Annotated in this window: 12 protein-coding genes; 1 reads left to right on the top strand and 11 read right to left on the bottom strand. The window is 71.6% G+C overall.

Going from position 1 to position 19,917, the window contains the following annotated elements; all coding sequences use genetic code 11:
• Positions 1-10 precede the first annotated feature (10 nt).
• The 9 genes from secA to ahcY all read right to left on the bottom strand — a co-directional run bounded on the left by secA (position 11) and on the right by ahcY (position 13,472).
• Entirely contained in the window at positions 11-2,914 is a 2,904-nt protein-coding gene (secA, locus tag G443_RS20010) for a preprotein translocase subunit SecA (RefSeq protein ID WP_026419296.1), read from the bottom strand.
• Positions 2,915-3,186: 272 nt separating this feature from the next.
• Complete coding sequence (hpf, locus tag G443_RS20005) at positions 3,187-3,885, bottom strand: ribosome hibernation-promoting factor, HPF/YfiA family (RefSeq protein WP_026419297.1); 699 nt, start codon at positions 3,883-3,885, stop codon at positions 3,187-3,189.
• A 440-nt stretch (positions 3,886-4,325) separates the two neighbouring features.
• On the bottom strand, positions 4,326-5,069 hold the full coding sequence (locus G443_RS20000; RefSeq protein ID WP_051314088.1) for a ComF family protein: 744 nt from the start codon (positions 5,067-5,069) through the stop codon (positions 4,326-4,328).
• 79 nt (positions 5,070-5,148) lie between these two features.
• Positions 5,149-6,939 (bottom strand): LpqB family beta-propeller domain-containing protein, encoded by a 1,791-nt coding sequence (locus tag G443_RS25595; protein WP_026419298.1) that lies wholly within the window; start codon positions 6,937-6,939, stop codon positions 5,149-5,151.
• Complete coding sequence (mtrB, locus tag G443_RS19990) at positions 6,936-8,873, bottom strand: MtrAB system histidine kinase MtrB (RefSeq protein WP_026419299.1); 1,938 nt, start codon at positions 8,871-8,873, stop codon at positions 6,936-6,938. Before mtrB ends, G443_RS25595 begins: the two co-directional genes overlap by 4 nt.
• A gap of 16 nt (positions 8,874-8,889) precedes the next feature.
• Positions 8,890-9,567, bottom strand: coding sequence for an MtrAB system response regulator MtrA (gene mtrA / locus G443_RS19985; protein WP_026419300.1), 678 nt, complete (start codon positions 9,565-9,567; stop codon positions 8,890-8,892).
• A 225-nt stretch (positions 9,568-9,792) separates the two neighbouring features.
• Positions 9,793-10,413 carry a hypothetical protein gene (locus G443_RS19980; RefSeq protein ID WP_026419301.1) on the bottom strand — a complete coding sequence of 207 codons (621 nt, stop codon included), beginning with the start codon at positions 10,411-10,413 and terminating at the stop codon, positions 9,793-9,795.
• A complete protein-coding gene (locus tag G443_RS19975; RefSeq protein ID WP_026419302.1) occupies positions 10,397-11,038 on the bottom strand; it encodes a dTMP kinase in 642 nt (213 codons plus the stop codon). The genes G443_RS19980 and G443_RS19975 overlap by 17 nt, the downstream gene beginning before the upstream one ends.
• A 970-nt stretch (positions 11,039-12,008) precedes the next feature.
• Positions 12,009-13,472 carry an adenosylhomocysteinase gene (gene ahcY, locus G443_RS19970; RefSeq protein ID WP_026419304.1) on the bottom strand — a complete coding sequence of 488 codons (1,464 nt, stop codon included), beginning with the start codon at positions 13,470-13,472 and terminating at the stop codon, positions 12,009-12,011.
• A 199-nt stretch (positions 13,473-13,671) separates the two neighbouring features.
• Between ahcY and G443_RS19965 the strand changes: the two genes are divergently transcribed.
• Positions 13,672-16,233, top strand: coding sequence for an alpha/beta hydrolase family protein (locus G443_RS19965; protein WP_245588850.1), 2,562 nt, complete (start codon positions 13,672-13,674; stop codon positions 16,231-16,233).
• A gap of 609 nt (positions 16,234-16,842) precedes the next feature.
• On the opposite strand, the gene G443_RS19960 is transcribed toward G443_RS19965, so the two are convergent.
• Together G443_RS19960 and G443_RS19955 are read right to left on the bottom strand one after the other, a co-directional pair.
• Positions 16,843-18,522 carry an amino acid permease gene (locus G443_RS19960; protein ID WP_026419306.1) on the bottom strand — a complete coding sequence of 560 codons (1,680 nt, stop codon included), beginning with the start codon at positions 18,520-18,522 and terminating at the stop codon, positions 16,843-16,845.
• 281 nt (positions 18,523-18,803) lie between these two features.
• Positions 18,804-19,712, bottom strand: coding sequence for a cation diffusion facilitator family transporter (locus tag G443_RS19955; protein ID WP_026419307.1), 909 nt, complete (start codon positions 19,710-19,712; stop codon positions 18,804-18,806).
• Positions 19,713-19,917: the final 205 nt, after the last annotated feature.

Genomic DNA, 19,917 nt, shown 5'->3' with positions numbered 1-19,917 from the left:
GTTGGCCGGGTCAGCCGCGCCGGTCGCGCTTCGACTGGGCCCGCGCGGCCGCCCGGCGGTCCTTCCGGTTACCGCTCTGGCTCCGGCCGGCCTGGTTCCCGCCGGTGTTCGCGGTGCCACCCGAGCGGCCGCCGCCTCGACCACCCTGGTTGGCGGGGGCGCCGGCCTCGTCCGGTCCCGAGTAGTTCAGCTGCTGACGCCCCGGGCCGTCCAGCCCCTTGCCTCGCAGTGCCGCGGGCACGGGCGCCTGCTCCGCCGCCGGCGGCGGGGGTGCCGCTGGCCGACGGCCGCCGTTGCCGTTGGTCCTCGCCTGGCCGGGGGTGGCGGCCGGGTCCGCGCTGCCGGCACCCGAGCTGACGGTCACCGCGACCTTGTCCTCGCCCTCGCCGGCGGCGCGTTTGCGGTCCTTGTCCTCCGGCGGCTCGACCTGGATGTTGAACAGGAAACCGACCGATTCCTCCTTCAACGCGTCCAACATCGCGTTGAACATGTCGAAGCCCTCGCGCTGGTACTCGATCGCGGGGTCCCGCTGCGCCATCGCCCGCAGGCCGATGCCCTCCTTGAGGTAGTCCATCTCGTAGAGGTGCTCGCGCCACTTGCGGTCCAGGACGGAGAGGAGGACCCGCCGCTCCAGTTCACGCATGGCGTTCTCGTCGCCGACCAGCTCGTTGATCTCCGCCTCACGCCGCTCGTAGGCGCGTTCGGCGTCCGCCAGCACCGCGTCGAGCAGACCCTGCTTCGTCAGCCCCTTGCCGTCCTGCTCCAGCAGTTCCTTCCAGTCGATGCCGACCGGGTAGAGCGTGCGCAGCGCGGTCCACAGCTGCTCGAGATCCCAGTCCTCCGGGTAGCCGTCGTCGGCGGCGCCCTCCACGTAGGCCGTGCAGACGTCCCGCATCATGTGGTGGATCTGCTCGCGCAGGTCCTCACCCTCGAGCACCCGGCGGCGCTCGGCGTAGATGACGGTCCGCTGCTTGTTCATCACCTCGTCGTACTTGAGGACGTTCTTCCGGATCTCGAAGTTCTGCTGCTCGACCTGGGTCTGGGCGCTGCGGATCGCCCTGGTCACCATCTTGTGCTCGATCGGGACGTCGTCGGGCACCCGCAGCCTGGTCATCACCATCTCGACCATGCTGGCGTTGAAGCGCCGCATCAGCTCATCGCCCAGGGAGAGGTAGAACCGCGTCTCACCCGGGTCGCCCTGCCGCCCGGCCCGACCGCGCAGCTGGTTGTCGATGCGCCGCGACTCGTGGCGCTCGGTGCCCAGCACGTAGAGACCACCGGCCTCCCTGACCAGCTCCGCCTCCGCCTCGGCCTCGGCCTTCGCCTTGTCGAGCTCCGCGTCCCAGGCGGCCTCGTACTCCTCCCGGGTCTCCACCGGGTCCAGGCCCCGGTCGCGGAGTTCCTTGTCCGCGATGAAGTCGGGGTTGCCACCCAGCACGATGTCGGTTCCCCGGCCCGCCATGTTGGTGGCCACCGTGACCGCGCCCCGCACACCGGCGAGGGCGATGATGGCGGCCTCCCGCTCGTGGTGCTTGGCGTTGAGGACCTCGTGCTTGACACCCTTCTTGGTGAGGATCTTGGAGAGGTGTTCGGAGCGCTCGACGCTCGTCGTCCCGACCAGCACCGGCTGCCCCTCGCGGTGCCGCTCCTCGATGTCCTCGGCGACGGCCTCGAACTTCGCCACCTCGGTCTTGTAGACCAGGTCCGGCTGGTCCTTCCGCTGCATCGTGCGGTTCGTCGGGATGGTGACGACACCCAGCTTGTAGATCTGGTGCAGCTCGGCCGCCTCGGTCTGCGCCGTACCGGTCATCCCGGACAGCTTGTCGTAGAGGCGGAAGTAGTTCTGCAGCGTGATGGTGGCCAGCGTCTGGTTCTCGGCCTTGATCGGGACCCGCTCCTTGGCCTCGATGGCCTGGTGCATCCCCTCGTTGTACCGGCGCCCCGCGAGCACCCGGCCGGTGAACTCGTCGACGATCATCACGTCGTCGCCGCGCACGATGTAGTCCTTGTTCTTGTTGAACAGCTCCTTGGCCTTCAACGCGTTGTTCAGGTAGCCCACGAGCGGGGTGTTCGCCGCCTCGTAGAGGTTCTCGATACCGAGCTGGTCCTCGACCAGCTCCACACCGGCCTCGGTCACACCGATGGTGCGCTTGCGCTCGTCGACCTCGTAGTGCTTCTCCCGCTCCATCAGCGGCGCGATCCGCGCGAACTCCTGGTACCAGCGGGAGGACTGGTCGGCCGGGCCGGAGATGATCAGCGGGGTCCTGGCCTCGTCGATGAGGATGGAGTCCACCTCGTCGACCACGGCGAAGTTGTGGCCGCGCTGCACGCAGTCCCGCAGGTTCCACGCCATGTTGTCGCGCAGGTAGTCGAAACCGAACTCGTTGTTGGTGCCGTAGGTGATGTCCGCCCGGTAGGCCTCCCGTCGCTGCTCGGGGGTCATCTGGGCGACGATGACGCTGACCTCCAGGCCCAGGAAGCGGTGGACCCGGCCCATCCACTCCGAGTCACGTTTGGCCAGGTAGTCGTTGGTGGTGACGACGTGAACGCCCTCACCGGAGATCGCGTTCAGGTAGGCGGGCAACGACGAGGTGAGCGTCTTGCCCTCACCGGTGCGCATCTCGGCGACCTGCCCGAGGTGCAGGGCGGCGCCACCCATGAGCTGCACATCGAAGTGACGCTGGCCCAGCGTGCGCTTGGCGGCCTCCCGCACGACGGCGAAGGCCTCTGGCAGCAGCTCGTCGAGACTCTCGCCATCGGCGTGACGGCTGCGGAACTCGTCGGTCTTCGCCCGCAGCTGATCGTCGGTCAGCGGGGCGATCTCCTCCTCGAGCGAGTTCACGTGCGCCGCGATGTTGCGCAGGCGCTTGAGAGTCTTGCCCTCGCCGGCGCGGAGCAGTCGGGACAGGACCATTCGGTCGACCTCACTAGCTGATCGTCACGCGCCCGCCACAGGCGCTTTGCCGCCATACTAGGCGCGGATTGGGAGTGCGATACGTCCGTGCGGGGCAAGCATGACCGGCGGGAGCGCCCCGGAGTCGGTGCCACGCGGACGCGCCCACCGGGAACACCGACCTCACCGCCCCCACTCGCGGGGCGGTCCCCGACCCGATCCTGTCGGGCGGGGACCACTCGCACGGTCGCACTCTCAGTATGGCCCGTGCCGCGAACCGTCACTCACGGCAGTCAGACCAGACTGATCACACCGTAGTCGAAACCCCGACGCCGGTACACGACGCTGGGACGGCCGCTGTCGGCGTCGGAGAAGAGGTAGAAATCGTGGCCGACCAGTTCCATCTGGTAGAGGGCCTGGTCAACGGTCATCGGCTCGGCCGGGTGCTCCTTGGTGCGCACGATCCGGCCGGGTTCGTCGGAACTCCACTGGGAGGGGATCTCGCTCACGTTCTCGGCCTGAGCCACCTGGCGCTCGGTCGTGTCCAGCACGGTCGTCCTCCCTGTCTGCTCGCGATCAGCGTTCCCGGCGCCTCCGCCGGCCGTCGGCATCCCGACGAGGCTCGGCCACTCGGCGGAACCGGCGGCGGTCCCGGCCATCGTCTCCGCGATGGACTTCGCCTTGCGCCTGCCGTCCTTCCGCCGGTCGTGGATGCGGCGCAGCCGGTTCTCCAGCTTGTTCACCGCCACGTCCAACGCCGCGTAGAAGTCCTGGGCACAGGCCTCGGCGCGGACCACGGGTCCGCGTCCCTTGCCGGTGATCTCGACGCGCTGGCAGTTCTTCGCCTGCCGCGGATTGGGTTCGTGGAACAACTCGACGTCGAAGCGGATGACTTTGCGGTCATAACGTTCGAGTCGGCCCAGCTTCTCCGCCACGTGCACCCGGTAGTGCTGCGGGATCTCGACGTTACGACCCTTGACCACGATGTCCATAAACGACCTCCCTCGCGCGATCTGCGAGCGATGCGTGAAACGGTGGCGTCGGAGCGCGCCCGGGCTCATCCGGCCTCACGACGCCAATGGCATGAGTTGATCGCCTCCCTCCGGCGGTGTCATCCGGCCGGTTCGTCTGGCCCTCCGCGACTGATAGCCGAGCACGTTAGCCCCATCCGTCGGTATTGCCCAGCCCCGTGGAGAGCGATGCGCGATGACTACCGACGGTCACAGCACCCCTCGGCGGTCCCGAGACGTCGACGACCGAGGGCATGCTCGTCCGACCCGGTGTCCCACCGGGCTGACCTCCGCCCTCACTGCCGCCGCCTCGTAATCGCCTCATACCCGGGTAACGGGTGCGCGCAACCCGAAGTTCCCGAATTGGTCGCGAAAAATTCGCGGGAAACCAACCGATCGGGCGAGCGCGGAAACCCCGGGAGTCACGTCAGGTAATCGCCACGCGCCGTTCCACCGGTACCCGCGAGGCGCGCCGAACCCCCGCCCGCCACCGCCAGCACCACCACCGCGCGCACCCGCAGCCCGGCGTCGAGGAGGGAGCGCACCGACTGGGCGGCGGTGGCGCCGGAGGTGACCACGTCGTCCAGCACGACGACCTCCGCTCCCCGGGGTGGCAGGCGGCGGGGGCGCACCACGACCCGGCCGGCGAGGTTCGCCAGCCGTTCGGCGGGCGGCAGACCGACCGAGTCCCTGGCACCGGGTCCCAGCCGCAGGCCGTCCGCGACACCGACGGCCAGGCCACCCGCGCGGAGTCCCGCCGCGGCGACCTCGGCCAGCCGCAGAACGTGGCTCCCGCCCCTCCTCCGCACCGCGGCCGGGCGGGACGGCGCGGGGACGAGCCACCACGGTTCGTCACGCCCCAGCCTCGGTGGAGCTCCTGCGGGACGGTGCGGACCGCCGATCCCCTCGGCGAGGGCCCGGCCCAGGGGCACCGCGAGCCCCCGCCTGGCCCGCTCCTTGAACGCCAGGACGGCGGACCTGGTCGCGCCGGCGTACTCGGCCAGCGCGTACACCGGCGCCGCCACCGCGACCGGCCTCCTCGTCACCGCGCGGGGTCGGCCGAGCCCACGCCGGCAGCCGTCGCAGAGGTCGACCCCGGGGAGGTCGCAGCCCACGCACCAGCGGGGGACGAGCAGGTCCAGCACCGAGTCGCACAGCGCACGCATGGTTCGGAGCCTCCCGAGCGGGACCGACGGAAACCGGGTTCCCGACGCTCGATCGCGGCCGACTCCGACCGATCGGGTGTCACCCGGGGTAGAGCGGTACCGCGCCGCCGTTCTTGACGGCGGTGTGCTGCTGCCAGTAGCTGTTCACGTCCTGCACGGTCCACAGCCCGTTCTGGTCGGCGACCATCACGTCCTTCTTCGGGAACGCGGTCACCGTCGTGACGTCCTGGGTCAGGTTCGACTGCTGGTAGCGCTGGAAGACCATGCCGTCCGGGCTGATCCGCATCACCGGGTACTTCCCGCTGACCGCGACGATCAGGTACTCGCTGCCCTGTTCCCCGGGGGCCGGGTACTGCCAGGCCACCGAACGGGCCTGGATCTCCTCCCCGATGCGGTGCAACACGTGGTGCCCTCCGATCCTGGGCCCCTCGTTGTCGCTGGACACGGAGGCGACCAGCAGGTCGTCACCCCCGACCACGGCCACCCGCATCCCGTCCGGGGACAGCCGGAGATCGGTGACGGGCAACTGGTCGTCCGGCAGCCGGTGGGGCACCGGCCTGGTCACCCAGCCGTTCTGCCCCGTGGCCACCACCTGCAGCACCGTGTCGCCGTCGGCGACGGTCCACAACTCGGAGGTGCCAGCCCGCCACGTCGGCCTGGTGAGCGTCTCGGCGTCGATCTCCACCGGCAGCAGGTCCTCGCCGTAGCCACCGACCCAGAGGGTGGGCCGACCGCCCAGGTCACGGCCCACGACCGCGAGCTGGCTCCCGTCGACCGACTGCGCGGCCGTCTCCGCCCGGTAGTCGCCCGCGCCGGCCGGCCCCGGCACCGGTTCCCCGGTCAACGTCTCCACCCGGCCGTTGCGCACCATCAGCCCCGGCAGGTCCAGGTTGGGGGCGAACGCCTGCATCTCCGCCCGGAAGTCGACCATGCGCCACAGCTTCTTCTCGGGCAGCACGTCGACGTTCTCGTACATCACCCGCACCGGACGCGGGGTGACCGACTGGATGGAGAGCACGATGCCCGCGACCATCCGCCGGTAGGACTCCGGCGTCGGGTCCTTCCCCAGGTTCGACAGGTTGACCTCGATCACCGCGTCCCGCGCGTCGCTGACGTTGGACCGCATCGCCGCGCCCCGGGGCAGCACGGGAGCCACCGCTCCGGCGAGGCTGGCCGAGGGACCGCTCTGGAGCAACTCGACGACCTTCCCGGGATGCGCGGTGCTCGGCTGCGCCGGGATGTACCGCAGGTCCGGCACCAGGCCCGGCCGGTCACTGGCGTGGAAGTACAGCTGCACCTGCTGGTAGTTCAGGTTGAAGTCGTCCACCGTCATGACCACGTCGGTCGGGGGCTGGCTGATCCGCCACCCCCGCTCCTCGCTCTCCTTGGTCATCACCAGCCGCATGTCGTGCGTCCCCCAGTCGGGCACGAAGGACATGTCCGGCTCGATCCGGCCGATGCGGCGCGCGGTGACCCGGACGACCGCCACATCGTCCGGGGCCTCGCTCACGGCGAGTTCCTGGTCGTGGATCACCAGCTGGAGCTCGTCCACCAGGGTGATGCGGGACTCGGTGTCCCACTGGCGCTGCGCGTCGTCGGTCAGGTACGCACGCGCCTCCGCGTGGTCGTCGTCGGGGCGCGCGCTCGCCTGCACGAAGGCACGGGCCAGCTCGGGGGCGTCCAGTTCCGGGTCGGGCTCCTGGACGTCACCGCCGGGAATCCCGTCATCCATCCGTTGCGCCACGGTGGCCGTGGAGGACTCCGGGATCGCCACGCACCCCCCGGCGAGCAGGCTCACTCCCGCGAGCAGCATCACCAGCAGGCTCGCCGCCGGTCCTCCCCCACCAGGTCCGCTCCGCCCCGACGTCACGTCGAGTCCCTCCCCCGGTCGCCGGTCAACGCCTCGGACCAGCTGGGAAGGCCCAGCTTCTCCAACCGCTCCCGCGTCGCCCGCGCCTCGGCCACCGCCACGTCGTCCTCCGCGCCGACCAGCACCGAGTCCTCCTGGTGGTCCGGGTCCTCGACCGGTGCCGGAGCGGGTGGCCCCGCTGGAGCGCCGTCCTCGGGCCCGGCACCGCTCACGAGATCGGCGAGCCCGTCGTCCTGGACCCCGCCCGCCACGAGGCGCTCGGCGTCGTAGTAGGAGCGGGCACCGCCCCACGACGGGTCCGCCACCATCAACGGCAGCGGGCTCCGCGTCAGCTCGATCCCGGGACGCCGGGGCAGCGTCAGCCGGAAGCAGGCGCCCTCCCCGGGTTCACCGACCGCCTCCAACTCGCCGTTGTGCAGGCGGGCGTCCTCCAGGCTGATCGCCAGCCCGAGCCCCGTGCCACCGCTGTGCCGGTTCCTGGAGGGGTCGGCACGCCAGAAGCGGTTGAAGACCAGCTCCTCCTCACCGGGCCTGAGCCCCACGCCGAAGTCGCGGACGGTGACGGCGACCGCGGCGGAACTCTCACCGACCCTGACCTCCACGGGTTTGCCCTCACCGTGGTCGACGGCGTTGGCAAGCAGGTTGCGCAGCACCCGTTCGATGCGGCGGGAGTCGATGGCGACCATCACCGGGTCGGGTGGCAGGTGGAGGTCGATGCGGACCTTCGCCGTCGCGGCGATCGCGCGCACCGACTCCGCGGCGCTGCGCACCACCGGCCGCAGGTCCACGCTCTCCGCGCTGAGCTGGATCACCCCGGCGTCCAGTCGGCTGATCTCCAACAGGTCGCTGAGCAGGGACTCGAAGCGGTCCAGTTCGTTGACCAACAGCTCCGTGGAGCGGGCGAGGCCGGCGGGGAACTGGTCTCGGGAGGCGTGCAGCACGTCCGCCGCCATCCGGACCGTGGTCAACGGCGTCCGCAACTCGTGGGAGACGTCGGAGGTGAATCGGCGCTGGAGCTGGCCGAACTCCTCCAGCTGGCGGATCTGCCCCTGGAGGCTCTCGGCCATGGCGTTGAAGGACTCGGCGAGCCTGGCCACCTCGTCCTCACCGGTCGCCCGCATCCGGTCGTCCAGGTCCCCGTCGGCGAAGCGCTCGGCGACCTCGGCCGCCTCCCGGACCGGTCGGACGACCTGCCTGGTCACGAGGTAGGTGACGCCGCCCAACAGGACGACCAGCGCGAGCCCTCCGACGAGCAGCGTGCTCTGCACGAGGCTGATGGTCCGCTGCTCCGGGGTCAGCGGGTACAGCTGGTAGAGCTGGATCGTCCGGCTCACGGTGGGCACGGGAATGCCGACCGCGAGCATCGTCACGGGTTGGCCGTCGCGGTCGACCGTGGTGATCTGGGAGGCGAGGCTGTTCTCGTCCTCCACCTGCCGCCGCAGGTCCTCCGGGATGTCGTCGAGGGGGCCGGACTGGGCCAGGGGCTCCCCCGTCTCGGTCTGGCGCCCGTAGAAGTCGGCCAGCACCGGGTCGAAGACGCCGGCTGACCCGGACGAGTCCTGGTCGGTCCTGGTGCTGAGCGTGTTCCTCGCCGCGCTGAGCTGGGTGCCGAAACCGTCCGAGTTCGGGTTGGAGCCGCGCAACTCGTTGCTGACGATCTCCCTGCTGGTCTGGGCCTGTTCCAGCGCGGCGTCGCGCTTGCCGTCGATCAGCCGCGAGATGATCTGCGTCTGGAGCACCATCACCAACACGAACACCACGGCGGAGGAAAGCGCCAGCGTGCTCACGACCACCCGCACCTGGAGCGACCGCCGCCACAACCCGGCGGCTGCTCCCAGCCGCCGGCGGACGAGGCGATGAGCTCGCCGGACCCGCCGGGCGGCGCGCCGGTGGAACGACTCACCGCCGCGATCAGAACTCCTCACCCGCACCACCCGGTCCCGTCACGGGTCATGGGGGGCCGGCCTTGTATCCCACCCCACGAACGGTCAGTACCACCTCGGGGTGCTCCGGGTCGCGTTCGACCTTGGAACGCAGCCGCTGCACGTGGACGTTCACCAGCCGGGTGTCGGCGGCGTGCCGGTAACCCCACACCTGTTCCAGCAAGACCTCACGAGTGAACACCTGCCGGGGTTTGCGGGCAAGGGCGACCAGCAGGTCGAACTCCAGCGGAGTCAGCGAGATCGGTCGTCCCTCCCTGGTCACCTCGTGTCCGGGCACGTCGATGGTGAGATCTCCGATACTCAGCACCTCCGCCGGCTCGGACTCGGTCCGCCGGAGCCGGGCACGCAGGCGGGCCACCAACTCCTTGGGTTTGAACGGTTTCACCACGTAGTCGTCGGCACCGGATTCGAGGCCGAGCACGACGTCCACCGTGTCGTTCTTCGCCGTCAGCATCACGATCGGAACGCCCGACTCGGCGCGGATCGCCTTGCACACGTCGATGCCGTTCATCCCGGGGAGCATGAGGTCCAGCAGCACCAGGTCCGGCTTGAGCTCCCGCACGGCGGGAAGGGCGCGTGTGCCGTCGCCGACGACCGCGGTGTCGAATCCCTCGCCCCGGAGGACGATCGTCAGCATCTCGGCGAGCGCGGGGTCGTCGTCAACTACCAGTACACGCGACTTCATGCTGGATATCGTCGCATTGGCTGCCCTGCGGGAACGCACCACCCAGGGACGTGAGACGTGACCGTTGTTACCGAACCGCTCGCCGTGCACGGTGCTCGCATTTCGCACCAGCTCCCCCTCTTCCACGCCGTGGTGACTCGAATCACGTTGTATCCCCCGGTCTTAGACCGTTTCCGGTGACCGGTTCGTTACGCGTGGGGCAGGCGTGGTCGGGACGGGGTCGGGCTAGTCGGAACGGCTGCCTCCCAAGGCCGTTCCGGCGGCCTCCACGCTCTTCGTGGGGGGACTCTCGAGGCTCTCGCGGGGTGCGACCAGGAAGCCCTCCCCGGGGGGAGCGCCGTCGTCCTCGCTCGTGCCCGTCGGGTGCCCGTCGGGCACGTCGGCCAGGACCCGGCCGGGTTCCGCCGCCCCCGTCCAGGAGGGGAACCGCCGCACCCGGTGGGTCATGCGCCGCCGCCACATCCAGGTCCACGAGGACACCGTCACCCGGTGCTCGCCGCCGGGCCAGCGCACGGCGTAGGGGTGGCTCGCGGACCTGCCCACCAGCTCGTCGAACTCGACCTGCCCCCGCGCGGCGGCGAGCAACAGCGAGTGGAGGCGCTCCGCCTCACCCTCCTCCCGGAGGTCGAACTCGACGGGCTCGGCGATGTCCAGGAAGACCAGCGCGATCTGGCCGAGCAGCCACACCACGACGTCACCGGCGGCGTCGGGCGGGCAGACCTCGACGATCGAGTGGTCGCCGTGCTCCTCCCGGACCCAGTCCGTCACGGGCAGGCCAGTCTCGGACCGCACCTCGTCGAGCAGGGCGAGTACGAGGGTGTGCGGCTGTTCAGCCGAAGAGTTCATCGACCAACCGATTCGTATCCACCGTGGACACCGCGTCCACGACCGTCCAGGGCGCGAGCCAGCCGCGTCGGGCGAGCTGCTCGTAGAGCGCGGCGCACCGAGCCTGGAGGTCGGCGTCCGACTCGTAGATGTCACGTTCGCGCCCCACCTCGGTCGCCTCACGGCGGGTCACTCGGGAGGCGGCGACGGTGGGGGTGACGCTGAGCAGGAGGTGCGCGTCGGGGACGGGCAGCCGGAAGCGGGAGATCTCCAGGTCGTGCACCCAGCGCACGAAGTCGCCGTCGGCGTCCTGGCGCAGCCGGGCGGCACCGTACGCGGCGTTCGACGCCACGTAGCGGTCCAGCAGCACGACGTCGTACCGCTCCAGGTCCGCTCGCAGGCCCTCCGCCGCGTCCCGCCGGTCGAGCGCGTACAGCAGGCCCATCGCGTGCGGCGAGTCCGAGACCGGACCCAGGTCGCCGTGCAGGGCGTCCCGCACCAGGTCCGCGTGCACGTCCACGCCGTAGCGGGGGAAGGCTCGACCGCGCACGCTCAGCCCGCGTTCGGTGAGTGCCGTGCTCAGCTTCCCGAACAAGGTCCGCTTGCCCGCTCCGTCAATGCCCTCGATCCCGATCAAGCGTCCCACGGGCGCACACCGTAGCCACCCCTCGGGAGCCCGCGGACGCCGGCCCACGGATGTCGCTCGTGGCCGGTCACCAGGCGCACGACGTCGCGACGGCGAACCACGGCGGTGGGCGGCCGCCCGAGGCGGTGGGAGCTTCCTGGGCCGCGAACCCCCTCCGCACCCCTCGGATGAGGCGCGCCTGGCGGCGGGCGCGGGCCCGCGCGTCCTCGCGCCGCCGGCGGGACTGGCACGCGTGAGGACGGCACGGCCGAGGGGCGGTCCGCCCCTCGGCGCCGGCCCCGGCGGTGGTGGCACCCAGGTCCGGCACCGGTCGTCGCTTTCCGGGCCCCGCGACGCGCCGCCGGCACCACCAGCCGCCTCGACGCCTCCCGTCGGCACCACGGGTTGGGCGGACCGCTCAGCCGGCACCCCACCAGCGGGGCGCTGCCCGGCGGCAGCGGCGGCCAGCCCCGTGCTCGGACGGGGGCGGCTGGCTCGCGCACCACCTCCTCCGGGCCGGGTGCGCGGCCCCGCCGGCGCCCAGCCAGCACGAGGAGATCACCGCCGGGCTCGGGGCTGGGCGGAGCCCGGCCACCGGCGCCTTGGCCAAGGGGAGGGTGGCGGCTTCGCGACGAGGGGCGGGGGGAGGTGCTGCCCCCCGAGGCAGGGCGCGCGCCGAACGGGGGGACCGAGGACCGCCACCACCACGACCCGCCCGGAGGGCACCCGGGCGCGTCACGCGGCGGCAGCGGGCGACCCACCACGGCCGGATGGTCCCTCGGCTGCGGGGCGCCCCGACCAACCGGAGTCCGGCACATCGTCGGGAGGGCGCGCGGGACCGCCGCCCTCGGGCGGGACGGGGTGCTCCTCGGGCCGGGCGGAGCGGCTGCCCGCGCCGAGACGCGGACCCGGCACCGCACGGGAGCCCGCCGGCGACAGGTGGGCGACCGGGAGCGGCCCCCGGCTGGGCATCCGCCGGGGACCGGGACGGTCAGTACCGGTAGTGCTCGGACTTGAAGGGGCCGTCGACGGCGACGTCGATGTACTCGGCCTGCTCCTTGGTGAGCTTGGTCAGCTCACCACCCAGCGCCTCCAGGTGGATGCGCGCGACCTTCTCGTCGAGCTTCTTCGGCAGCCGGAAGACCTCCTTGTCGTACTCCTCGTGCTTGGTGAACAGCTCGATCTGGGCGATCACCTGGTTGGAGAAGGAGTTCGACATCACGAAGGACGGGTGCCCGGTGGCGTTGCCCAGGTTCAGCAGGCGCCCCTCGGAGAGCACGATGATCGAGTGGCCGTCGGGGAAGACCCACTCGTCGACCTGCGGCTTGATGTTGACGCGCCGAACGCCCTTCCACCGGGCGAGCCCCGCGATGTCGAGCTCGTTGTCGAAGTGCCCGATGTTGCCCAGGATCGCCTGGTGCTTCATCCGGGACATGTGCTCGGCGCTGACGACGTCCTTGTTGCCCGTGGTGGTGATGACGATGTCGGCCTGGTCGATGACGCTGTCCAGCGTGGACACCTGGTACCCGTCCATCAGGGCCTGGAGACCGCAGATCGGGTCGATCTCGGTGACGATGACCCTGGCGCCCTGACCCCGCAGCGACTCGGCCGCGCCCTTGCCCACGTCACCGTAGCCGCACACCACCGCGACCTTGCCGCCCATGAGGACGTCGGTGCCCCGGTTGATGCCGTCGATCAGCGAGTGCCGGATGCCGTACCGGTTGTCGAACTTCGACTTGGTGACCGAGTCGTTCACGTTGATGGCGGGGAAGAGCAGCTCACCGGCCGCCGCGAGCTGGTACAGGCGCAGGACGCCGGTGGTGGTCTCCTCGGTGACGCCCAGGATGGACTCCCCGACACGCGTCCACCGCGAGTCGTCCTCCTTCAGCGAGCGGCCGAGCAGGTCGAGGATGACCTTCCACTCGTCGGGGTCGTCGTCGGCCGCCGAGGGAACCACGCCGGCCTTCTCGTACTGCGTTCCCTTGTGCACCAACAGGGTGGCGTCGCCACCGTCGTCGAGGAGCATGTTGGGCAGGGCGCCCCCACCCCAGGTGAGCATCTTGTCGGTGCACCACCAGTACTCCTCCAGGGTCTCCCCCTTCCAGGCGAAGACGGGGACGCCCTTGGGCTCCTCCTCGGTGCCGTTCGGACCCACGACGACGGCCGCCGCCGCGTGGTCCTGGGTGGAGAAGATGTTGCAGGACGCCCACCGGACCTCGGCGCCCAGATCCACCAGCGTCTCGATCAGCACCGCGGTCTGCACCGTCATGTGCAGCGATCCGGAGATACGGGCTCCACGCAGCGGAAACGTGCCCGCGTACTCCCGCCGCAGCGCCATCAGCCCGGGCATCTCGTGCTCGGCGAGCCGGATCTCCTTGCGTCCGAAGTCGGCGAGTGACAGGTCTGCGATGGCGAACTCGATACCGGCACGGGTCTGGAGCCTTTCGGCGCTCATCAGGCGTCTCCTCACGACATGGGAACAGCCCCCGCACACTACCGTTCGCCACGCCGGAGCCCCAATACTCGCCAGTGACGATCAAATAGCCCAGGATTGCCACCGATCCACCACCGGAGAACCGATAATCGATCGCACGGAGCACGACGGGGCAGGGAGGGCGGTGGCCGTGGTGATACCCGGGCCCGACACACGCGTCGTGGAGCTGAGGGTCCACGGCGTTCTCGGAACCACCCCGGAGGACCTGACCGGATCGGTGTCCGCCGTCGAGGTGGCCGGGGACGGCCTCGGCCAACTCGTCCGCCCCGCCGACCGGCTCCGCAGACCCGCGCCCGGACCGATGCTCAACGCCGGGGGACGGCCGGTGCCACGTGTCGTCGAGGGTTACGTCTGGGGCGGCATGACCTCCGGCGGGTTCGCGAAGGCGACCTGGGCACTGCTCTTCCCCTTCGCGATGGCCAACGTCGCGCACTGGATGCTGCCTCCCGTGCGGGAGGGCAGCGCCGCCTCCCGGGGGCTCGGCCACCTGCTGCGCGCCCTGCTCCGGTTGGCCGCGCTCCTGCTCTCCTGCCTGCTCGTGTCCCAGCTCACCGTCATCTTCCTCGACCTCGTCGCGACGCAGTGCCTGCGGCCCGGCTCCTCCTGCCTGCCGTTCGCGCCGGACTCCCTGCGCGGGTGGGACCTGGGACGCGCCGTGCTCGGCCTGCTCCCGGTGGTGGCCCTGGTCGCCGTGTTGCACCGGGTGTCGACGGTGAGCTGGAAGGTCAACAGGTCCTCGGACCCGTTGCCCGCCGACCCGGAGCGGCGGCGCAGCCGGCTCGCCGGCCTCCCCGGCGAGACCGTCATCGCCGACCCCGACACCCCCGTTCTCCGGATGACGCACACCGTGGCGACGCTGGCGGTGGTCGCGATCCTCGCGCTGGGCGGGCCCACCGGCGCAACCGACGGTTCCAACGACTGGTTGTGGTGGTCGGCCGCCGCCCTGTTCCTCTTCGGGCTCCTGGCCACCGCCCTGTTGGACGACCCACCGGAGCTGCGGGCCAGGGGCGGCCTGGGGGGAAGGCTCCGGCGGTTCCTGGGGTCCTGGCCGTCCCAGGTCATGGTCGGCGCGTCGGTACTGCTCGTGGCCCTGGTGTCGGTCCGGTTGGGCCCGCTGCCCGCCGAGCTGCCGGCATCGACGCTCACCGTCGAGGTGGTCGCCGCCCTGCTCGCGCTCTGCTGCGTCCTGTTCGGCGCCCTGCTCGTCCCGGCCGCCTGGCTGGCGCGGGTGGAGTGGCGCGGGCAACCGCGCGACCAGCGCCCCTGGGCCGGGGGCTGGTTCTCGGCTCCGGTGCTCACCCTGGCCGCCCTGTTGGGAGCCGGGTTCGGTGCCGGGTTGACGCTCACCGTCCGCCAGTTGTTGGGGCGAGGACATCTCGCCGATCCGGAGGGCTACGAGGCGATCACCCTGTTGTGGGGCGCCGGTGCCGTTCTCGCCGTCGTCGCGGTCGCGGTCGTCGTCCCGGTGGTGCTCTTCCGCCGCTGGCTCGCCGAGCGCCGCGACCGACTGGCCCCGCCCGAGACCACGCTCCTGCACGCGGGCCGACCGGAGGACTCCCGAGTAGGCGCGAGGGCCTGGTGGTGGGCCGCGGCGCAGCGCCGGCACCTGCACCACATCCTGTTGCTGGTCGCCGGGGTGCTCAGTGCCGGTGCGCTGATCGCGTTGGTCGTCCGGCTCGCGGACGTCTCGCTGCCCGACTGGTTCGACCCGCTCGCCGGGATCGGGGTCGTGGTGCTCGCCGCGCTGGCCCTGGCGTTGCTGCGCACCGTCCACCTGGCGAAACGGCGCCCGGAAACCGCCAAGGTGCTGGGCATCCTCGCCGACCTGACGAGTTTCTGGCCCAGGGAGGCCCACCCGACGGTGCCGCCCTGTTACGCGTTGAAGGTCATCCCCGAGTTGGCGGACCGGGTGGTCCACCACCTCAAGGACCCCGGGGTCCGGGTGGTCATCACCGGGCACAGCCAGGGCAGTCTGTTGGCGGCGGTCACGGCGGCGCGGCTCGCGCAGTCCCTGCCCGACGCGGACCGGCACCGGGTCGGTCTGGTGACGCACGGCTCCCAGCTCCAGTGGATCTACGCGCGCGCGTTCCCCTCGGTGGTGCCGCTGTCCTCCCTGGCGGAGCTGTCCGGCGCGCTCCGGGGCCGGTGGCGTTCCCTCTGCCGTGGGACGGACCCGTTGGGCGGGCCGGTCACCACCTGGAACCGGCAGGTCTACGAGGGGACCCTGATCGGCGTCGGGTTCCGCGCCGACGGCTCGGTCGGCCCCCTGCCCGCCGCGACGCGGAGCCCCAACGGCGCCCTGGTGCTCGGCGGCGACCACTGGCTCCCCGACCCGATGCGGGGGCCGTTCACCGGTCGTCGGTGGAGCCCCGGGGTGCTCTCGCACTACGACTACCCCGTCGACCCGGAGTGGGACCGCGCGGTGGCCATCGCGGCCGGCCTGGAACTGCCACCGAGGGACACCCCGACGACGGGCAGCCTGCTCAGCGCGTTGGGGGTGGGCTCCGACGGCGCCGCCGCCGGCCAGTCCCCTCCACGAGGAGCGGCGGACCCGATCGACGGCGGTGGTGGTGGCTCGGCCGACCCGGAGGGCCGAGGACGACCGCCGGGACGACCGTCGAAAACGTCGTTATCCGACCCCGTGCCACCTCCCACCGAGATCCCCCGGGGCCGCAGCACTCCCTGGGAACGTGCCGCCGAGTTGCCGGTGAAGGGCGGCTGAGCGTTCGGGGTCGACGGGCGTCGCCGGCCCGGAGCCGCACGCGAGGAGCGCTCGCGCGCCCTGGGGTGGCCCTCGGGCCCGGGCCCTGGGACCACGCCCCGAGCGGAGAGGACGGCGCTCACCGCCGTCACGAGCCGGGACGCCGAGGAGCTGGCCGCCGGCGCGCGGGGAGATCCGCGTGGTGCCCTGGATGACGTGACGCCGCACTCCCCGGCTCCCTCGGGCGGGTTCCCCGGTCCCCCTGGCGCCCGGAGGGGTCAACCCGAGGCACCGCCCGGGTCCGGCTCGACGGCGGCGCCGCCGGCCGCGTCCGTCCCGGGTTCTCGTGGGGCCGCCCCCGGCCTCGGACTGGTCCGCCGACGCGCGGGTGGTGGACCGGGCTGTCCGTCAGGAACCCCCACCCGACCCGTGCCCGCGAACGGGCACCGAGCCGGGGCGGCTGGGAGCGGGCCGCGGTGCGTCGGGGGGCCGGTGGCGAGCGTGGACCGACCCCCGAGGCACGGCGCTCCTCTCCGCACGAGCCGTGGGCGGTCGACGCCGACCGGTCACCGGCGGCGTCGAATCCCGCCGGCCGACTCGCCCCACGGCCCCGCCACCGACCGGGTCAGGTCAGTCACCCGCAGCGCCGGAGGAGGAGCCGTCCCCGGTGCCGTCGGAGGTGGACCCGCCGCCGGACGCACCGTCCGCACCGTCGTCCTGGGCCGTCGCCGGGCCCCGGGGTCCCGCCCCGCCGCGTCCCCCGGCAGCGTCACCCGCCTCGGAGGGCACCGGGCCAGCGGCCGCGCCCGCCGGGGCCGTCGCCATCCGCTCCCGCCTGGCCAGGGTGGAGTTCCGGTAGCCGTAGACGAAGTAGATCACCGCGCCCAGCGCCATCCAGATCGAGAACCGCACCCACGTCAGCGCGGTCAGGTTGAACATCAACCAGACGCAGGCGAGGATCGCGAGGATCGGGATCAACGGGACCAGCGGGACCCGGAATCCCCTCTTGAGGTCCGGCCGGGTGCGGCGCAGGACGATGACCCCCGCGGAGACCAGGACGAAGGCGAACAGGGTGCCGACGTTCACCATCTCCTCCAGCGCGTGCGCCGGGAGAAAACCGGCGACCACGGCCACCACCCCACCGACCAGGAGGGTGGCCCGCACCGGCGTGCCGCGCCTGCCCGTCGGTGCCAGCCTCCGGGGCACCAGCCCGTCCCGTGACATCGCGAAGAGGACCCGGATCTGGCCCATCATGAGCACCATCACCACGGTGGTCAGACCGGCGAGAGCCCCCACGGAGATCACTCCGGCGGCCCAGTCGACCCCGTTCGCGGCGAACGCGGTCGCCAGGGTGGCGTCCTGCCCGCCGGGTTGGGTGGCGAGTTCCTGGTAGCTCTGCATCCCGGTCAGCACGAGGGCCACCAGCACGTAGAGGACGGTCACGATGAGCAGGGAACCGAGGATGCCTCGGGGCAGGTCGCGCTGCGGGTTCCTGGTCTCCTCGGCCGTCGTGGCCACCACGTCGAATCCGATGAAGGCGAAGAACACCAGGGACGCCGCCGCGAGCAGGCCGAACACCCCGTACGTGCTGGTCTCCACGCCGAACACCAACGACAACAAGGACTGGTCGAGCCCGGAACCGCCACCCTCGGCGCTGCCCTGGGCCGGGGGGATGAACGGCGAGTAGTTCTCGGCCCGCACGTAGGCGAAGCCCACGATGATCACGAGCAGCACGACGGCGACCTTGATGGCGGTGATGACCTGGCTGACCCGGGAGGAGAGCTTGGTGCCCAGGGCCAGCAGGAGCGTCAGCACGGCGATGAGCAGGACGGCGCCCCAGTCGAACTCGAGCGACCCCAGGGTGACGGTGGTGGGCACGTCCAGACCCAGCAGGGCCAGTCCCTCACGCAGGTAGTCCGACCAGCCCTTGCTGACCACCGCCGAGGCCAGGGCGAACTCGAGGATCAGGTCCCAGCCGATGATCCAGGCGAGGAACTCGCCGAAGGTCGCGTAGGAGAAGGTGTAGGCCGAACCGGCGACCGGCAGGGTCGAGGCGAACTCGGCGTAGCACAACGCGGCCAGGCCACACGCGATCGCGGCGAGGACGAACGACAACGAGACGGAGGGGCCGGCCACGTTCCCGGCGGTTCTGGCCGCCAACGTGAAGATCCCCGCTCCGATGACGACCGCGACACCGAAGACCGTCAGGTCCCAGGCCGTGAGGTCCCTGCGGAGTCGCGTACCGGGCTCGTCCGTCTCGGCGATGGACTGCTCCACGCTCTTGGTTCGCATCAGCCCATGCCGGGCCATGTCGTTCGCCCCTCACTGCCTTCCCCGGGGTTCCCCCCGAGGCCCCACCGTTGGAAAGTCACCGAAACGATAGTCCTCGCGGCGCTGAAGTCCAGACCATTTGACGTTGGCCACACGGGGGTGAGCACCGGTCGCACCCGCCCACCGGACGATTCGGTCGTTTCGCACCGGTTCGCCGTCCGGGCGGCGGGCGAGCCAGGCCCGCGGGGCCACGGTCGTGGTCGGCTCACCGGGTGGGACACCGCCCGCGCCGCAGCGCCTCCCACCCGCCCGTCGACCGTTCACCCCCGGTCGAGATCGGGTTCGAGGTAGACGAGGCGGGCGACGGGAACGGCGGCGCGGAGCCTGCCCTCCGCCTCGTCGATGGCGGCGGCCACCTCGCGGGTGGAGAGCGACGCCGTCACGGCGATCTTGGCGGCGACCAGCAGCTCCTCCGGCCCGAGGTACTCGGTCCGCAGGTGGATGACGCGGGATACCCGGCTCCCGACCAGCGCCTCCCGGATGCGCCGCACCTCCTCGGCGCTCGCCCCCTCACCCACCAGCAGGCTCTTGGTCTCGATGATCAGGGTGACCGCGATGAACCCGAGCAACGCGCCGATGCCGAGGGTGGCCACGCCGTCCCACACCGGGTCGCCGGTCAGCACGGTGAGGCCGATACCGGCGAGGGCGAGTACCAGCCCGACCAGCGCACCGCTGTCCTCCAACAGCACGATGGGGAGTTCGGGCTCCTTGGCCTGCCGGATGAACCGCCACCAGCTCCGGGTCCCCCGCGCGGCCCGGGAGTTGCGCACCGCCGTCCGCAGGCTGAGGGACTCCAGCCCGATGCCCACGAGCAGGATCACCACGGCGACCAGGGGAGAGGTGAGGGTCTCCGCGCCGAACACCTTGCGCACGCCCTCGTAGAGGGCGAACACGGACCCGAGGGAGAAGAGCAGCAGGGCCACCACGAAGGCGTAGAAGTAGCGGTCCCGTCCGTACCCGAAGGGGTGTTCCGGTGTCGCCCTCCGCCGGGAGGTCCGCTTCCCGACCAACAGCAGCCCCTGGTTCGAGGTGTCGGCAACCGAGTGCACGCTCTCGGCGAGCATGGCCGACGACCCGGTGACGAGGAAACCGACGAACTTCGCGACCGCGAGACCCAGATTCGCGGCCAGCGCGGCCAGTACCGCCCTGGTGCTCTCCTCCCCTGCCACGCCCCGCCCTCCCGTGGTCCGACCCCGGGTCAGCGCGCTGACCGCGGGTGGAAGCGCCGCAGCGGCAGACCCGTGCCCGGGCGCCTCACCCGCCGCCGCGCTGGTCACGGTAGCGAGAGCGTGGGGAGCCGGCTGGGTGGCACGAGTCCCACCGCGCTCTGATCACCCACCCGGGTCGGGGTGGACGGGCCGGGCCCGCGCGATG

The organism is Actinoalloteichus caeruleus DSM 43889, assembly GCF_000429185.2.
GTDB lineage: Bacteria > Actinomycetota > Actinomycetes > Mycobacteriales > Pseudonocardiaceae > Actinoalloteichus_B > Actinoalloteichus_B caeruleus.
The sequence above is the reverse complement of the archived record's forward strand: the minus strand, read 5'-3'. Positions and strand labels throughout refer to the sequence as shown.